The sequence below is a fragment of the Rhodococcus sp. BP-261 genome (assembly GCF_019835205.1).
GTDB classification, from domain to species: domain Bacteria; phylum Actinomycetota; class Actinomycetes; order Mycobacteriales; family Mycobacteriaceae; genus Rhodococcoides; species Rhodococcoides kyotonensis_B.
The window spans coordinates 197,770-213,410 of the sequence record NZ_JABUCO010000006.1; the positions used below are offsets into that span (position 1 = coordinate 197,770).

At 65.6% G+C, this 15,641-nt stretch carries 16 protein-coding genes; 7 read left to right on the forward strand and 9 right to left on the reverse strand.

Annotation, left to right across the window (positions count from 1 at the left end):
- The first annotated feature begins 5 nt into the window (after nucleotides 1-5).
- Entirely contained in the window at nucleotides 6-302 is a 297-nt protein-coding gene (locus HQ354_RS09960) for a 4a-hydroxytetrahydrobiopterin dehydratase (protein ID WP_068427939.1), read from the forward strand.
- Here HQ354_RS09960 and HQ354_RS09965 read toward each other — a convergent pair.
- Entirely contained in the window at nucleotides 244-1,464 is a 1,221-nt protein-coding gene (locus HQ354_RS09965; protein ID WP_068427936.1) for a mannosyltransferase, read from the reverse strand. The two genes, HQ354_RS09960 and HQ354_RS09965, sit on opposite strands and share 59 nt — an antisense overlap.
- A gap of 290 nt (nucleotides 1,465-1,754) precedes the next feature.
- On the opposite strand from HQ354_RS09965, the gene HQ354_RS09970 reads away from it, so the two are divergent.
- A complete protein-coding gene (locus HQ354_RS09970) occupies nucleotides 1,755-2,573 on the forward strand; it encodes a hypothetical protein (protein WP_068427933.1) in 819 nt (272 codons plus the stop codon).
- Nucleotides 2,574-2,585: 12 nt separating this feature from the next.
- On the forward strand, nucleotides 2,586-3,776 hold the full coding sequence (locus HQ354_RS09975) for an MFS transporter (RefSeq protein WP_114328399.1): 1,191 nt from the start codon (nucleotides 2,586-2,588) through the stop codon (nucleotides 3,774-3,776).
- 62 nt (nucleotides 3,777-3,838) lie between these two features.
- On the opposite strand, the gene HQ354_RS09980 is transcribed toward HQ354_RS09975, so the two are convergent.
- On the reverse strand, nucleotides 3,839-4,573 hold the full coding sequence (locus HQ354_RS09980) for a DUF1906 domain-containing protein (RefSeq protein ID WP_068427928.1): 735 nt from the start codon (nucleotides 4,571-4,573) through the stop codon (nucleotides 3,839-3,841).
- A 184-nt stretch (nucleotides 4,574-4,757) separates the two neighbouring features.
- Between HQ354_RS09980 and HQ354_RS09985 the strand changes: the two genes are divergently transcribed.
- Together HQ354_RS09985 and HQ354_RS09990 are read left to right on the forward strand one after the other, a co-directional pair.
- A complete protein-coding gene (locus HQ354_RS09985; protein WP_068427926.1) occupies nucleotides 4,758-5,336 on the forward strand; it encodes a TerD family protein in 579 nt (192 codons plus the stop codon).
- Between the two features lie 108 nt (nucleotides 5,337-5,444).
- Nucleotides 5,445-6,275: a hypothetical protein gene (locus HQ354_RS09990; protein WP_222634900.1), complete on the forward strand. Its 831-nt coding sequence runs from the start codon at nucleotides 5,445-5,447 to the stop codon at nucleotides 6,273-6,275.
- Here HQ354_RS09990 and HQ354_RS09995 read toward each other — a convergent pair.
- Together HQ354_RS09995 and HQ354_RS10000 are read right to left on the reverse strand one after the other, a co-directional pair.
- Nucleotides 6,262-7,284, reverse strand: coding sequence for an NAD-dependent epimerase/dehydratase family protein (locus tag HQ354_RS09995; RefSeq protein WP_167674829.1), 1,023 nt, complete (start codon nucleotides 7,282-7,284; stop codon nucleotides 6,262-6,264). The genes HQ354_RS09990 and HQ354_RS09995 overlap by 14 nt on opposite strands.
- Nucleotides 7,284-8,678 (reverse strand): wax ester/triacylglycerol synthase family O-acyltransferase, encoded by a 1,395-nt coding sequence (locus tag HQ354_RS10000; protein WP_167674831.1) that lies wholly within the window; start codon nucleotides 8,676-8,678, stop codon nucleotides 7,284-7,286. Before HQ354_RS10000 ends, HQ354_RS09995 begins: the two co-directional genes overlap by 1 nt.
- A gap of 58 nt (nucleotides 8,679-8,736) precedes the next feature.
- Between HQ354_RS10000 and HQ354_RS10005 the strand changes: the two genes are divergently transcribed.
- Nucleotides 8,737-10,020: a WS/DGAT domain-containing protein gene (locus HQ354_RS10005; protein WP_222634903.1), complete on the forward strand. Its 1,284-nt coding sequence runs from the start codon at nucleotides 8,737-8,739 to the stop codon at nucleotides 10,018-10,020.
- 67 nt (nucleotides 10,021-10,087) lie between these two features.
- Nucleotides 10,088-10,942 carry a PE-PPE domain-containing protein gene (locus HQ354_RS10010; protein WP_222634905.1) on the forward strand — a complete coding sequence of 285 codons (855 nt, stop codon included), beginning with the start codon at nucleotides 10,088-10,090 and terminating at the stop codon, nucleotides 10,940-10,942.
- Here the strand turns inward: HQ354_RS10010 and HQ354_RS10015 are convergent.
- The 5 genes from HQ354_RS10015 to HQ354_RS10035 form a co-directional block, all read right to left on the reverse strand.
- Nucleotides 10,931-11,395 (reverse strand): SRPBCC family protein, encoded by a 465-nt coding sequence (locus tag HQ354_RS10015; protein ID WP_068427912.1) that lies wholly within the window; start codon nucleotides 11,393-11,395, stop codon nucleotides 10,931-10,933. The genes HQ354_RS10010 and HQ354_RS10015 overlap by 12 nt on opposite strands.
- 13 nt (nucleotides 11,396-11,408) lie before the next feature.
- The gene (locus HQ354_RS10020) at nucleotides 11,409-11,774 is read right to left on the reverse strand and encodes a VOC family protein (protein ID WP_068427909.1); all 366 of its coding nucleotides are present in this window, start codon (nucleotides 11,772-11,774) and stop codon (nucleotides 11,409-11,411) included.
- Between the two features lie 160 nt (nucleotides 11,775-11,934).
- Nucleotides 11,935-12,888, reverse strand: coding sequence for an alpha/beta hydrolase family protein (locus tag HQ354_RS10025; RefSeq protein WP_114328384.1), 954 nt, complete (start codon nucleotides 12,886-12,888; stop codon nucleotides 11,935-11,937).
- Between the two features lie 104 nt (nucleotides 12,889-12,992).
- Nucleotides 12,993-14,876, reverse strand: a complete 1,884-nt coding sequence (locus HQ354_RS10030) for an alpha-amylase family protein (RefSeq protein WP_222634907.1) — start codon at nucleotides 14,874-14,876, stop codon at nucleotides 12,993-12,995.
- Between the two features lie 17 nt (nucleotides 14,877-14,893).
- On the reverse strand, nucleotides 14,894-15,622 hold the full coding sequence (locus tag HQ354_RS10035) for a VOC family protein (protein WP_222634908.1): 729 nt from the start codon (nucleotides 15,620-15,622) through the stop codon (nucleotides 14,894-14,896).
- Nucleotides 15,623-15,641 lie beyond the last annotated feature (19 nt).

Genomic DNA, 15,641 nt, shown 5'->3' on the forward strand with positions numbered 1-15,641 from the left:
GATTCATGAGTGGGGATGACAAGCTTTCGAATTCCGACATCGACGATGCTCTCACCGGTCTTCCGGGATGGACACTCGACGGGCAGGAGATCGTGCGCACCGTCGAGATGCCGACGTTCCCGGCCGCCATCGAGTTCGTCTCGCGCGTGGCCGACGCGGCAGAGGCCGCCGATCACCATCCCGACATCGACATTCGGTGGAGAAAACTCACCTTCAGGTTGTCGACGCATTCCGCGGGCGGCCTCACGAAGAAGGACGTACATCTCGCTCACGAGATAAACGCACTTCTTCCCGACGATTGATCCGGCCCAGGTAAATCGTCCAGCCGTAGACGAGAAGAGCGCCGACCACGTCGACCGCGCCGAGCCACGCCAACACGCCGGGTCGGGACACGAGCCAGATCGAGTCCTGGAAGAAACTGAGAATCCACGGCACGCCGACGAGCGTCGTCGCCAGCCAATAGGCGGCGACGAGCTTGGTGCCGAGGCGCTGCCGATCCTGTCCGTGCAACAACCACACCAGCAGCGGCATGACCCAGACCCAATGGTGGGACCACGAGATCGGCGACACCAGCAGACCGAACAGCTGCACCACGACGAGCGTGCCCAGTCGATCGTCGGCACGCAGCGCGCGCCAGGCGAAGAACGCCAGCACAGCGCAGATCGCGACGCCCACGATCCAGACGGGACCGGAGCCGACGTCGTGACCGGCGACGCGGCTCATCGCGCCGCGCAGCGACTGGTTCCACACCGATCCCACCGGGCCGATGCGATCGGCGTCGCCCAGCAGCGTCGTGAAATAGGTACCCGCCTGATGCCCGAGGATCAGGTAGCTGAGGCCGACGGTCGCACCGAACGCGACGGCGGAGAAGATCGCGGCTTTCCATCTCCTGGTCGCGACGAAATACAGACCGGTGATGGCCGGCGTGAGCTTGATTCCCGCGATGATCCCGACGAGACCGCCTGCCACCCACCACCGCGAACTCCGAATCGCGACGAGTGCACCGAGGGCGAGGAAGACGTTGACCTGCCCGTAGTCGAGTGTCGTGCGGACCGGCTCGGTCCACAGCGCGATGGCCGTCCACAGCATGGCGACGCGTGTCCAGCGCTGGGACTGGGCCGTCTCGTCGCCCAGAACCAATCCGAGGCTGAGCTTGATCAGCAGGAACATCGCCGCCATCGTCGCGAGCTGCCAGCAGACGCCGACGAGGGTGAACGGCAGGTAGTGCAGCGGGAAGAACACCAGCGCCGCGAACGGTGGATACGTGAACGGCAGCGGGAAATCGGGGGTTTCCTCGGAGTACGTGAAGTCGTACAGGTCGTCGCGCAGCAACTCGGCGGAGCCGTCGACGTACACGTGCAGGTCGACGAGATTCATGCCGTTGGGCGTCAGGAACGCCCAGGCGAGTCTCGCGACGACCGACAGCACCAGCAGGATCGGGGCACATCGAACCAGACGGTTCACGTCTTCTCTGCTCCCGTTCGCATCATTCTTCGGCCGCCCCCGTTCGAGACCGACGCGGCGAGCTTATAGGGAACTCGTTCGGGGTTCACAAACGCACGTCACAGGATCGACGCGTTCCGATGCTGCTGGATCACAAATAACATTTGCATCACCAACCACACAGATCACTTCAGTAACAAGCTAGTCTGCGACGGTACGGGGTGGGCGGCACCGGCTGTACAAGGAAGGGTCCGATACATAGAGTGACCCCTCGAGCCAGCAACCGCCTCAGGGCGAAGTTGACGATCAGGATGGGGAAACTAGTGCTTCGTTTCGGGGTATCGCGCAGGGCTGTCACCGCCGTAGCCGTCGCAGCAGCCGCCGCGCTCGCCGTACCGACTTCCGCTTCGGCAGAGCCCGCACCACCCGAGCTGCCCGCACTGATCCTCCCCACTCCGGATCAGCCGCTCCCCGATTACGCAGAGGTCGAGGCGCTCGCGTCGTTCGCACCCGCGATTCTCGGTGCCGCAGCAGGTCCCGCCGACGCGGCCGCAGGCCCGCAGGCCGAGATTCTCGCCCAAGCGCGAGCACTGCTGGCGAACTCGGGACTTCCGGACAACGTCAAGAGCACTCTCGAAGCGGTCATCACGTTCCTCGACGGTTCGGGTGGCGGCGGACCGGAACTGCCGCCGTCCGACGGTCCGGTCATCGCGCAGTTCCTCTACCCCACCCTCGGCAAGGGCTGCATCTCGGACACCGCCGATTCCGTCGGTACCGCGCTCGCCGTCCCCGGCCCTGCGACGCTGCCGCCCCCCGGCCCGGCTGCAGGCCAGGCAGGCTTCGTGTTCACCGCCCTCGGCACTGCTCCGATCGCAGAGAAGCAGGAAGCGCCGCTGACCGCGACGTGGCTCAACCTCGACAACCGACGCAGCGGAACGGTCGATCTGACCGGTGCGTCGCGCATCAACCCCGACGGACCGGCGACGATCTCGGCCATCGCCGACACCGGCCCCGGCCGCGTCCTGTCGGTCATCTCGGGATCGATCACGACGCAGTCGAAGGAAGATCCGTCGGCAGCTCCGCGGACCTGCTCGTTCCTCCCGACGATCGGCACCTTCTTCGTCGCCTAGTACGGTCTGCTCGTGAGCAGACCCTTCGCGTTCGTCGCGACCACCTACGCGTTCGCAGTCGGAATGATGGGCACGACGATGCCCACACCGGTGTATTCGCTGTATCAGGCCGAGTTCGGATTCTCGGTTCTGGTCATCACGGTCATCTTCGCCGCGTACGCGCTCGGTGTCCTGGCGGCACTGCTCGCGTTCGGGCGATGGTCCGACACGCTCGGCCGACGGCCGTTGCTCCTCGGCGGCATTGCGTTCGGCATCGTCAGCGCGCTGGTCTTCGTGTTCGCGGGCAATCTCGCTGCGCTACTCGTCGGACGCGTGCTGTCGGGGCTGTCCGCGGGCATCTTCGTCGGCACCGCGACGGTGACGCTCGTCGAACTGGTTCCGGACAAGTGGAAGGCCAAGGCACCCGCGATCGCGACGGCTGCCAACATCGGCGGTCTCGGCCTCGGCCCGCTCGTCGCAGGCCTTCTGGTGCAGTATCTTCCGGAGCCGACGCATCTGACGTTCGTCGTCGACATCGTGCTGCTGGTGATCGCTGCGGTAGCGGTGTTCCTGGTGCCCGAGACCGTCGACGTACAGCCCGGTGCCACGCCACACATGCAGCGACTGTCCATCCCCGCCGAGATTCGCGGAACGTTCGCACGCGCGGCGATCGGCGGGTTCGCGGGCTTCGCCGTCCTCGGACTGTTCAGCGGCGTCTCACCGGGATTCATGACGACGGTCCTCGGCGTCGACAACCACGCCGTGGGAGGAGCCGTCGTGTTCCTGATCTTCGCGGCGTCGGCCGCGGCCCAGATCGGGCTGCGGGGTCTCGACGCGGCGTTCGCTCAGCGCGCCGGCTGCATCGTGCTTCTGGTCGGCGTCGCGGCACTGGGAGCGTCGCTGTTGCTCGCGTCGTTCCCGCTTCTCGTCGTCGCCGCGGTGGTGTGCGGTGTCGGACAAGGCATCACGTTCAGCAAGGGAATGGCCTCGGTCACCGCGGAACTGCCTGCAGGCAGGCGTGCCGAGGTGACGTCGACGTTCTTCGTCGTGCTCTACGTCGCGATATCGATCCCGGTGATCGGCGCGGGTGCAGCGGCGAACGCGTGGGGACTCGTGACGGCAGGCGTCGTGTTCTGCGCCGTGGTGGCGCTCCTGGCCGTCGTCGCGTTTCTACTCCTGACCGTGTCCGGGCGTCAGGACGAGAAAGAATCCGAGAAGAGCTGATAGAAGTAGCCGGCGATCGTGTACAGCACGTCGATGAAGTCCATGATTGTTCCTTTTCTGTCTCAGGCCAGCGACCACTGGCCGTAGTCGGGTTTCAGAACGACGTTGATGTCGACGCCGATTCCGTCGACCTTGTCCTTGTCGATTCTGATCTGGTGCAGGTGCGCCTTCGGGTGTCGGAAACCCTTGGGCGTTCCCCAGTTGTGCTGCCAGTACCACTGACCGAGCCCGGCGATGGACGCCAGTTCGATGGTCGGTGAGTTGGCGTAGATTCCGGTGTTCTCCGGGCCGACGACGGACTGCCAGCCGAGGATGTAGGGCGCGATCATCGTCGCGAACTCGATGGCCGTCGGGTTGTCGTCGATGGACGCGTAGATCGGCCGGTTCTCCGGACCGCCTGCGGCACGGTGCAATTCGAGCCCGCGGTTCGCATGCTTCACACCCGCCGCATATCCGCCGCGCCAATCCGACGTCGTTCCTTTGCCGTACTGGTAATTGGAGACGACCTCCAGTCCGGCCTCGGTCAGTGCGTCCGCCTCGTCACGCTTCATCGGTTTGCCCAGCATCCACTCGGCTCCGGGACGACGGTCGGACACGTAGCGCACGGCTCCGAGATGGCCTGCCGCTTTGATGGATTCGGGCGACGGAACGCCCGCCGCGTAGTCGATCAACGTTCCCAGGCCGTCGGCATGCGCCGACTGCGCACCCACGGCCGCCAGTCCGACTGCGGCAGCCGACCCCACGGCCGCGTACTTGAACAGATCGCGTCGCGATACGTGCACGGTTTTCCCCCACATTCGGTGTCCCACGGCGTGTCGTCGATCCCGCGGGCATCGACGCTGTTACTTTTTGCAGTTTGCGTATTGCACCACATTCACATCCGTATCGCCAGTCACCTGACTCTCGCCAGCCACATCCGCCTCGTCGGCGATTCCCTTACTGTGGAGACCAACCGGTTCTGCATCACCGAAGGAGAAAGACATGGGCGTCACCCTCGCCAAGGGCGGAAATGTCTCGCTGTCGAAGGAAGCACCGAATCTCACCGCAGTCACGATCGGCCTCGGCTGGGACGTGCGCAGCACGACGGGCGGCGACTTCGACCTCGACGCCAGCGCGATCGGACTGAACTCGAACAAGAGGTCCGTGAACGATCTGTTCTTCGTCTTCTACAACAACCTCCGCTCGCCGGACGGCGCGATCGAGCACACCGGCGACAACCGCACCGGCGAGGGAGAGGGCGACGACGAGAGCATCGACATCGATCTCACCGCCCTGTCGCCCGAGGTCGAGTCCATCGTCTTCCCTGTGTCGATTCACAACGCCGACGCGCTCGGCCAGAACTTCGGTCAGGTCGTCAATGCCTTCATTCGCGTCGTGAACAAGGCGGACGATCGTGAGCTCGCGCGCTTCGACCTCAGCGAGGATGCGTCGACCGAGACGGCGATGGTGTTCGGCGAACTCTACCGTCGCGGATCGGAATGGAAGTTCCGCGCGATCGGCCAGGGATATGCGTCGGGCCTCGAAGGAATCGTGCGCGACTACGGCATCAACGTGGGCTGACGCATAACGATTGAACAACCGACGAGTCCTGGACTTGAGAACGAACGAGAACCTGTGGTCCGATCTTCTCATTCGTAACATTCGCCTCATGAGTCACAGGAGTCACACATGTCTCGTCGGTTCAGTCGTGTAGCGGGAACGGTCGCCCTGTCCTGCGCAGCCCTGCTGGCTCTGCCTGCAACTGCGGCAGCGGATCCTGCGCCTGCTGATCCCGTGTCTGTGGATTCACTGTCGCAGGCGTTGACAACACTGCAGCAGCAGGGCGCCGAGGCAACCGATCCGGCGCTGGCCGCAGCCACGGCCATCGCCAATTCCCGCACCGACGTGGCCGAGACGACGGACTCGAACCCGCTCGCCGCACTCGACGCCGCCAACGAGATTCTGACGAAGCTCGGCATCACGCCGTTCTTCTACCCGACCGCCTCGATCAACTGCGCTGCAGTGCCGGGCCTCCCGCTCGACATCGCACCGGCCGTCGCAGGCGCGGCGGGTGGACCGTGGCCGAACATCGGGTTGCCGTCCATCCCCCTTCTGCCTCAGCTGCCCGCGCTGAACGCCGTCGAGAAGGGCGAGACGATGTTCGCGTTCGTACCGGCAGGCATCGTCGACGACTCGGGCGACAAGGCCGGTATGCAGGTCGCGTGGTTCAACGTCAACACGCTGAAGGGCGGCTTCGCCGACATGGGCGGCGCGACGAACACCCTCGTCGACTCCATTCTGGCGAACGCGAACCTGGATCCGATCACGACCGAGATCGCTCGCGGTGCGCTGACCAACTTCGTCGCCGGCCTACCCGCAGCGGGCGCTCGCCTCGCTCCCGTCGAAACCGGTTCGGGCACAGTGCTTGCCGCGGTGTTCGGCAACGTCACGCACAACACCCCGACCGGTGAGAAGAGCTGCTTCTTCTTCCCGACCGTCGGACTCGTCAACGTCGCCTGACGCGTCGGAGCCGACCGACCGACCTTAGACCCGCCACCGTCGCCTCGAACGTCTCGTGGGGTAGCCGATACCTCACTCCCAGTTCGGCTTCGGTGGCGGAGTCGTCGGACGGCGGCATCTGCGTGTAGTACTGCATCGCCGCCTCGGACATCGGCGAGCGCGACACCGGTGTCTCGAACGGCACCACCGAACCGAGCAGATCGGTGGCCTTCCCGACCACGCGCAGGGCCGCGTCGGGAACCGAGACGGGCACGACCGTCACACCGGCGACGTCCCGCAGAATGCCGGCGATCGCGTCGACCGGCAGCCGTCGTCCACCGGCCATGAATCGCCGCGGCCCACAACCCGGTTCGAGCACGGCCGCGTGCATCGCCGCAAGGTCTCGTACGTCGACGACCAGCCATGCCGCACTACGCCCCGGCAGCACCCGCATCTTCAACGCCGCTTCGACGCCGTCGGCGGCCTCGCCGAACTGGTCGCCCGCGGGAGGTCCGAGCACCATGCCCGGGTACGTGATGACGACCGGCGCTCCCCCGTCCTGCATTCCGCGCGCGTAGACGTCGACCTGGGCTTTCGAACGCCCGTACGCGTCCGTGCCGCCGACGACGGGAAGTCCGGCATGCAGCAACTCGAGGCCCGGGTGGAACAGCGCGGTGAAACTCGAGACATGCACGATCGGGTCGAGCCCGAGCATGGCAGCTCCGCCGAGAACGTTCTCCGCGCCCGCGACGTTCGTCGTCAGCACCTCGTCGGCCCGGCTCGGATCGGTGGCGACGACGGCCGCTGCGTGGACGACACTGTCGCATCCATCGAGTGCACGGACGACGGACTCGCGGTCGGTGATGTCGCCCAACCAGATGTCGTCGGGATCGAGTCCGATGCACGCGGCACTGGTCTCGAGGCGCGCCGGACTGCGGACCAGATACCGGACCTCGTGTCCGGCGTCGACGATCGCTCGGGCCGTCCACGCGCCGACGAAGCCCGTCGCTCCGGTCACGAGAACACGCATCAGCCCTCCCCCGCCCGTGTGGCCGCGGCGCCCAGAAGTTCGTCGAGCGACGTCGACATGGCGTCGGCCAGTGCCTGCAGATCCGGCGCCTGTTCACGGCACGCGATGATGCCGACGTCCAGGCGGCCGTCGCCGGACATGACGGTGATGTTGAGGCCCGCGCCGTGCATGATCGGCCCGAGCGGGAACAATCCGGTCACTCTTGCTCCCAGGAAGTACAACGGGAGCTGCGGGCCCGGCACGTTCGAGATCACCAAATTGTGGACGACGGGATGCCGCTCCGCGAGGTCGAGCGCGGCGTACGCGCGCATTGCGACGGCAAACGTTGCCGGAGAAGCGAATTGGGCCCAGTCCTGCAACAGCGTCGCACCGATTTCACGGTTGTGGTCCTTGCCGACCTCGTGGCTGCAGGAGATCACGCGCAGGCGTTTCACCGGATCGGCGATATCCGTGGCGAGCGAGGCGAACATCGCCGAGACCTGATTGGTGCCCGGCCTGCCGCTGTTCTCGTGCACCGAGACCGGGACGACGCCGACGAGCGATGCATCGGGCAGACCGCCCCGATCATCGAGGTACATACGTAACGCCCCGGCGCACATTGCCAGTACGACGTCGTTCACCTTGGCTCCGAAGGCGTTCTTCACCGTCTTGACGTCGGCGAGACGCAGACTGGTGAACGCGACGGTTCGGTGCTCGGTCAGCGTGCCGTTGAACGTGGTTCGTGGCGCGACGAACGGCGGCGGCATCGCCTCACCACGCCTCGAACGGCCGATCCAGCCGGTCAGAATGCGGACGGTCGCAGGCAGAATGGCCACCATGTGCAGTGGCCTGCTCGCCATCGAGAAGAGCCCTGCCACTGCGATATCGAATCGATGGGCCGCACCGACGCCCTCGACCGGCTCAGGAGGTGGTGCGTCGCGGTCCGGACTGCACAGCTGCGAGATGATGTTGGCCCCGGACACTCCGTCGACGGTGGAATGGTGCATCTTCAGAAAGATCACCATTCTGCCGTCCGCGGTGCCGTCGAGAGCCCACATCTCCCACAGTGGCCTCGATCGGTCGAGTCGCTGGGCCGTGAGATACGCGCAGGCCTCGGCGATCTCGCGATCTCCTCCTGGTTTCGGCAACGTCATGTGATGGAAGTGCCGGTCGAGATCGAAGTCCTCGTCCTCGATCCATACGGGATGATCGAAGTTGAACGCACTGTCGTACAGCTTCTTTCGTAGCGCGGGGATTGCGGCGATTCGACTCGACAGTTCTCTCTTCAGTGAGTCGGCGTCGTACCGGACGTCGTCGCCCGCCGGTTCGAGCTGCACGATCCCGCAGACGTTGAGGGGCTGCGTCGACGTCTCGAGATACAGGAAGCTTGCATCGAGTCCGCTCAACCGCTCCATCGCACCAATACTAGAACCTGTTCCAATTTCACGTCGGCGATTGCGCTATCCTTGGCCGATGCTCGGACGTCTGCACCCGACCGATGCCCAGACGTACTGGATGTCTTCCGTCATCCCGAACGACCAGTTCCTGCTGTTCTGTTTCGAGTCGTCGGCCGCGGCCGACGGGGTGCTGGGCCAGTTGGTCGATGCAGCTCGGGGCATCGACGAGCTGAACCTACGCATCGAGGAGTCGCGTCTCGGTTACCCGCGTACGGTCCGAACTCCGGCCGGCGTCGATGGCGTCGTGCACCACGGCTGTCCGGGCGGATGGGATGCATGCCTGTCGGCGGTGGCCGCACTGTTCGCACATCAAGTCGACGCCTCCCGAAGACCCTGGCGGATACATCTTTTCGAGTGTGTGTCCGACGCGCCTCGCTGCGCGGGGCCAACTCTCGTCGTCGTGCTGCAGTTCTCGCATGCCCTCGGTGACGGCCGCGTCGCGTCGGCTCTCGCACGACGCCTGCTCGGCGATCGGGAGCAGCGACCGATATCGATTCCGCCGCACCGACGACTCGGGCCTGTGGAGATTCTGACGCGCGCCCGTCGAGCCCGGGAGTTCGAGCAACTACTTCGTGACGACACTGCGGCGGGTCGGGTTCCACCGCAGGCGCCCGGGCGGCCGAGAACGCGTGTCAACACGGCACCGGAGGGTACGACGTCGGTACGCACGGTCGTACGGAACCGCACGGACCTGGCGCGCGGTCCGATCACCGTCACCGTCGGGGCGCTGACGGCCGTGTCGCTTGCGCTGTCGCGCTACCTCGCGCTGCACGGCGACGCGGTCCCTGCCGAACTCGGCGCCGAAGTGACTCTAGCCAAGAGTGGTGAACGGCACGCGCACAACCACTTTCGCAACGCAGGCGTCGACCTGTTTCCCGATGTCGACGACATACGCGTCCGGGCGCGACGCATCGCCGAGTCCCTCGATGCCCGACGCGTCCGCGCGGAACATCCCGCGATGGAAGCGCAGGCACGTGCGACGGAGCTGGTGCCTGCGGTCCTGCTGCGCTGGGGCATCCGACAGTTCGACGCGACCGCCGTGCCCGAGTCGGTCACGGGAAACACCGTCGTGTCGTCCGTTGCGCGTGGACCTGCCGACCTGACACTCGGCGGTGGTCCGGTGCGCTTCACCGCCGGCTTTCCTGCACTGTCCCCCGTCATGGGTCTGACGCACGGCGTGCACGGCATCGGCGACGTCGTGACCTTCGGCGTCACGTCGTCGGAATCCGCGGTACCGGACCCCGACGCCTATGCGTCACTGCTCGACGAGGCCGTCGACGATGTGGCGCGAGCGCTCTGACGGTTGCCAGAGTCTTCTCAGATTCGTGCACGTGCTCGTCTCAGATTCGTCGGCCAGGATCGTGTGCATGACGCAGATGACTGTTCTGGCAGTGGGTGGGACCGGCGAATCGCATCCAGCCGACCATCGCACGGCCGTGACCGGCATTCTGCGCTGCGTCACCGACAACTTGGACAGCCGGTTCACGTCACGGTGGGTCGGTTACCCGGCGTCGTACGGTCCCGTTGCGGTCGGCGGATTGAGCTACGGCCAGAGCACGCAGGCGGGCGTGCGCCGGTTGATCGCCGCGATCGAGGCAACCGACGGACCCGTCGCTCTGATCGGCTATTCGCAAGGGTGCTCGGTGGTGCGTGCGGTGCTGGGCCGGATGGCGTCCGGCGAGATCGAGACGGGTTCGGTGGTCGCGGCCGGGCTGATCTCCGATCCGCAGCAACCGGCAGGCGTCGTCGCCGAGTGCGACGGCAGTGGCGTCGCAGGCGCGGGTCCGGGCCTTCCCGACGGCGTGTCCGTGATGTGGGTCGGCCATCCGAAGGACATGATCTGCAACGCCAGCGCCGACAGCTACATCCGCGACATCGCCGACCTGACCCGTTACATGTCCTTTCGCACACTGAAGACCTGGCTACGCGCGCTGTGGATTCTGCTGCGCAGCAACGGTTTTCAGAACGCAGGCCGCACCCGGGTGTCACCGCGGCAATGGATGCGGGATGTCCGACGCATCCGCACGGCCACCGACGAGCTCAGGGGGTATCTGCCGTGCACACTGACGTGGCACGGCATCACGGTGTCGAACCCGTCCGGCAACCGCCACATCGCCTACGCGACGGAGCCGTTCGACAGCAGCGGCCTGACGGGGTGTCAGATCCTCGCGCAATGGCTGCAGGTACAGGCCACGTTCTGTCAGTACGAGTTAGCTGCTTGACTCGGCCTGGGCCTTCAGCTGAGCGAGACCCTTCTCGAAGTCCTTGCCGACGACCTTGTCCATCGGGAAAACCTTGCCCAGCAGCCGGAAGAACAGGTTGTTCTCACCCGTCATGGCCCAGGTGACCTCCGATCCGTTCGGCCCTGGATCGATGGTGAACGTGGTGACGTTCGTGGCCTTGAACGGTTTGGTGAACACCAGATCGAGCTTCACGATCTGCCCCGGCTTGGAGTCGGTGATCGTCATGCTGCCCGCGCCGGCCTTGCGGTTGCCGACCCACGCGTACGACGAGCCCACTCCCCGCTCGGGCCCGGCGTAGCTGCGTTGCAGATCCGGATCCGCACCCTCCCACGGAGACCAGCTCTTCCAGTTACGGAAGTTGTCGATCAGTTCGTGGATCTTCTCGGGTGACGCGCTGATGGTGGTGGTGCGCTCTACCAGGAAGGTGCTCATGCGCGAATGATAATCAGTCGCGCCGACACAGGCAGAAGATGTGGCCGACCGGATCGCGGAACACTGCGAACCCCGGATGGTTCTCGTTGCCTTCGAGTTTCGTCGCTCCCAGTCCGAGCACGTACTTCTCGCTCGCTTCCATGTCGTCGACGACGAGATCGAGGTGGATCTTGATGCCGTCCGACGGCCAGTCGAGCGGGGTGAAGTCGGGCGCCTTCTGGAATGCGAGCCGTAGCTCGCCCGGACCTTGCAGTACCGCCCAGCCGCCGTCGTTTCTGGCGAGGTCCCATCCGAGCACCTTGGCGTAGAACGTGGCCAGCGCTTCGGTGTCGGGGCAGTCGAGGACGGTGTAGTCGACGTCGATCTTGGGTGCGGTCATGGCCTCTACCCTGACGGCATCGATGGTCCGTGGCAACCGTCTATCGGTTGTGGTGTGCCATCGATGCGGAGGCGGCAACTGACCCCGAACGCATCGATGGTCCGTAGCAGCCGTCCAACGGTTGCCACGGACCATCGATGCCAGGAATGCCGGCAGAAGTTTACTGCCCGAACGCCGGTGCGAACGTGGTGAACCAGGCGTCGTGCAGGTGCTCTTCCCAGAAGTTCCACCAGTGTGTGCCGGTGCCCGTGATGCGAACCTCGGGGTTGTTGCCTGTTGCTCGGAGGGCTGCGACGTAGGCGCGGCTGCTGAGGCCCGACGCCGTTTCGAGCGGAACCATCTGCGCGAACTTGACCGGGTCGAACTGGGCGCTGACCGGGTTGACGGTCGGATCGGTCAGCGGCGAACCGGTGCCTGCCGAGACGAAGACCGAGGTGTTGCGCAGCGCGCCGACGTTACGCAGCGGGTCGTTGTAGCGCCATGCGTCCGACGGCCATGCGCCCCACATGTTGCGAGCGTTGCCGCCCATCTCGCCGACCGAGACCTGGATGCCCTGTGCGTAGCCGGGGCTGCTCGCCGACGGGTAGCCGCTGAACGACGCGACTGCCTTGTAGAAGTCGGGGTGGTGGGCTGCCAGGTTGAGCGCGGACGTACCGCTCATCGACAGGCCCGCGACTGCGTTGTTCACGCCGTCGCTGCCGAACTGCGCAGCCATGACCGGGGGCAGTTCCTGCGTCAGGAAGGTCTCCCACTTGACGACGCCCAGCTTGGGGTCGGGCTGCTGCCAGTCGGTGTAGAACGTTCCGCCACCACCGAACGGGATGACGACGTTGACGTGCTTGTCCGCGAAGAACTGTTCGACGTCGGTCTCGATGAGCCAGCCGTTGTTGTCGTCGGGCGCGCGAAGTCCGTCGAGCAGGTAGATCGTCGGAGCCGGGCCGCCGCCCGCCGCCGTCAGAACCTTGACGGGGATGTCCTTGTTCATCGCGTCGGAGTGCACGTAGACGAGAGTGGAGTCTGCTTGCGCGACGCCCGTACCCACGAACACGGCACCGAACGCAGCAATCAATACGGCCACGAGTCCCAGCAACATGCTGCGGGCACGAGAGAACATCAGCAATCCCTTTTCGTCCGTTCCGACCGACCTTCGGGTGGGAGGGTAACAGGGAAATAACGCGGACGCCTCTCCGTCACCGACGCTGAGCAGGGCTAACGAATCTAGACGATCCACCATGCCGCATACGGCGGGATCCACAGCAGACCGTCGGACTCGACGAGTTCGTGCTGAGACAGCACCTCACGCGGGGCGACTCCGAGTTCACGTAACCGCGCTCCCGGGAACGGCCGATGCTCGCAAGTGACGTTGAACAGCCCGACGAGCGTTCCACTCGGATGCCGACGCGCGATCGCCAGCACACCGTCGTCGACATCGCTCAGCACTTCCACGGGCGCTTCGGCATGCAGCATGGGAAGCCCTGCGCGCACTGCCGCGATGCGGGCGATGCCGTCGAACACTCTCTGTGCGTCGGAACCCTCGTCGACACGACCGGCCCGATCGGTGTCGGTGACGCGCGGCCGGTGAATCCACCGATTGTCGTCCTCGTGTCCCGGCTCGCTCGCCCAGTCCACGTCGCCCGGAGACCCGATCTCGTCGCCACTCCAGACGACGGGGATGCCGCCCCACGCGGCAACGATCGCGTGCGCGAGGAAGATCCGCGCGAACGCCCCGTCGGGATCCTTCCGCGACGGCCCGAGTCCGGTCAACCCAGCCGCAGTACCGCTGATGCGTCGATCACCTGTCGCTGGATTGTGCTGGAACACAACGCCTTCGGCCCAGGATCCCTCGAATTCGCCGGAGTACCAATCGGCCAGGAAATGCCGATGCCCCGCGCCGGTGATGCCGCGGCCCGCCGCGTCGCCGTCGTCGATGGCCCATCCGATGTCGTCGTGGCAGCGCACGTAGGTGACCCAGGTGCCGCTCGGCGGCGTCGGCGGCAGTGATCCGAGCGCGTGACGCGCGAGATCGGCGCTGCCCGAGGCCAACATCGACCAGACATGCACCATCAGACTGTTGTGATACGCGATGTCGGAGACTTTCCCGGTGTGCCGCCCGAGACCCAGGTACGGCAACAGATCTCGCGGCCCGACGATGGCTTCGGCCTTGAACAGCGTGGCGGGCGCGGCGATCCGCGCGGTGGCGCGCAGCGCCTGGGTGATCGCGTGAACCTCGGGCTGGTTCTGACAGTTGGTGCCGAGCCGTTTCCACAGGAATGCGATGGCGTCGAGCCGGAGCACTTCGACGCCGAGGTTCGCCAGATGGATGACGACGTCGGCGAATTCGAGCAGCACCGCCGGGTTGGACCAGTTCAGATCCCACTGCCATTCGTTGAAGGTCGTCCAGACCCATTGCCCGAGTTCGTCGTCGAACGTGAAGTTTCCCGGCGCGAAGTCCGGAAACACCTCCGGCAGCGTGGCCTCGAACGCGTCGGGCGTCGCGCGATCGGGATAGATGTGGAACCAATCACGGTAGGACGCGTCGCCGGCTCGCGCCTTCACCGCCCAGTCGTGTTCACGCGCAACGTGGTTGAGCACCAGATCGACGACGAGGCTGATTCCCTTGCCGCGCAACGTCGTCGCAAGATCACGCAGGTCGTCGTTGGTCCCGAGATCCGGTCGCACCGAGCGGTAGTCCATGACGGCATAGCCGCCGTCGTTGTCTCCGGGACGCGGTTTCAGCAGCGGCATCAGATGCAGATAGGTGACGCCGAGGTCGGTGAGGTGACCCAGCCTGTCCCCCATGCCTTTCAACGTCTCCGCATACCGGTCGACGTAGCAGGCGTAACCGAACATGTCGGGCCGTTGGAACCAGTCGGGCTGCAGCAGTCGGCGATCGTCGAGCCGATGCAGATCGTCGGGACGCTGCACGAAACCCCGGGCCGCGACGGTCACCAGCGCGGCAGCCACGTCGTCGGGATCGGAATACAGGGTCGTCACGGCGTCGTGCAGATCCGGCCACCACCGCTCGAGACGGAGTTCGAACGTTGCGCGTCGATGGTCCGGCAGATCCGCAAGGATCCGGCGTGCCGTCTCGGGGAGAGCCACGTCATGAATCATAGGACTTACGGCGCGGTGACGACCCAGGCATGGCCGTCGGGATCGAGGAAGCGCGCATCCCCGCTGACCGTTCCACCCGCGGCCACGGCTGCATCCAGTAGCCGCTGCGTGTCCGACGACGTCTCCACGCGAATCCCGAACACGACACCCCGTGCGTCCGAACCGCCGTCGTCGACGCCGACGTCCTTCGCCAGCGCTTTCCGCTGCATCAGGCCGAGCCGGTAGCCGCCGGGGGCCGGCGCGAAATCGATGTACTTGTTGCCGTAATCGCGGTCCGTGGTGAGGCCGAGCGCCTCGTAGAACGATTTCGACGCCTTGGGCGAGTCGACAGCCAACAGGACCGCGGTCTCGGTCGGGACAGGCGGGTTCTGGGAGGGTCCGGTGTCCTTCTTCGTCGGCGCTGCAACTTTCCAGATCGATCCGTCGGGTGCGCGAAACACCCCGGAGAACGCCCCGAACAGCATCTTCTTGGCGGGCTTCAGGATCTCCGCGCCACCCGCTGCAGCAGCTGCAAGTACCGTCTCGACCTCGGTGGGTTGCTTCACGATGTACGACATCGTGTAGCCGCGGAAGCCCGTCGGCGGGGTCGTAGCGTCGCCGATCAGGATTGCGGCGGTTCCGTGCAGGTCGAGTCTGCCGTCCTCGGCCTGCGCGCCGAGCGCCGATGTGTAGAACGAGTGCGCAGCCGCAGTGTCCGCTGCGTCGAGCGTGATGTCGTCGAGGATGGCCGCCATGCGGATCAGCATAAAAGGG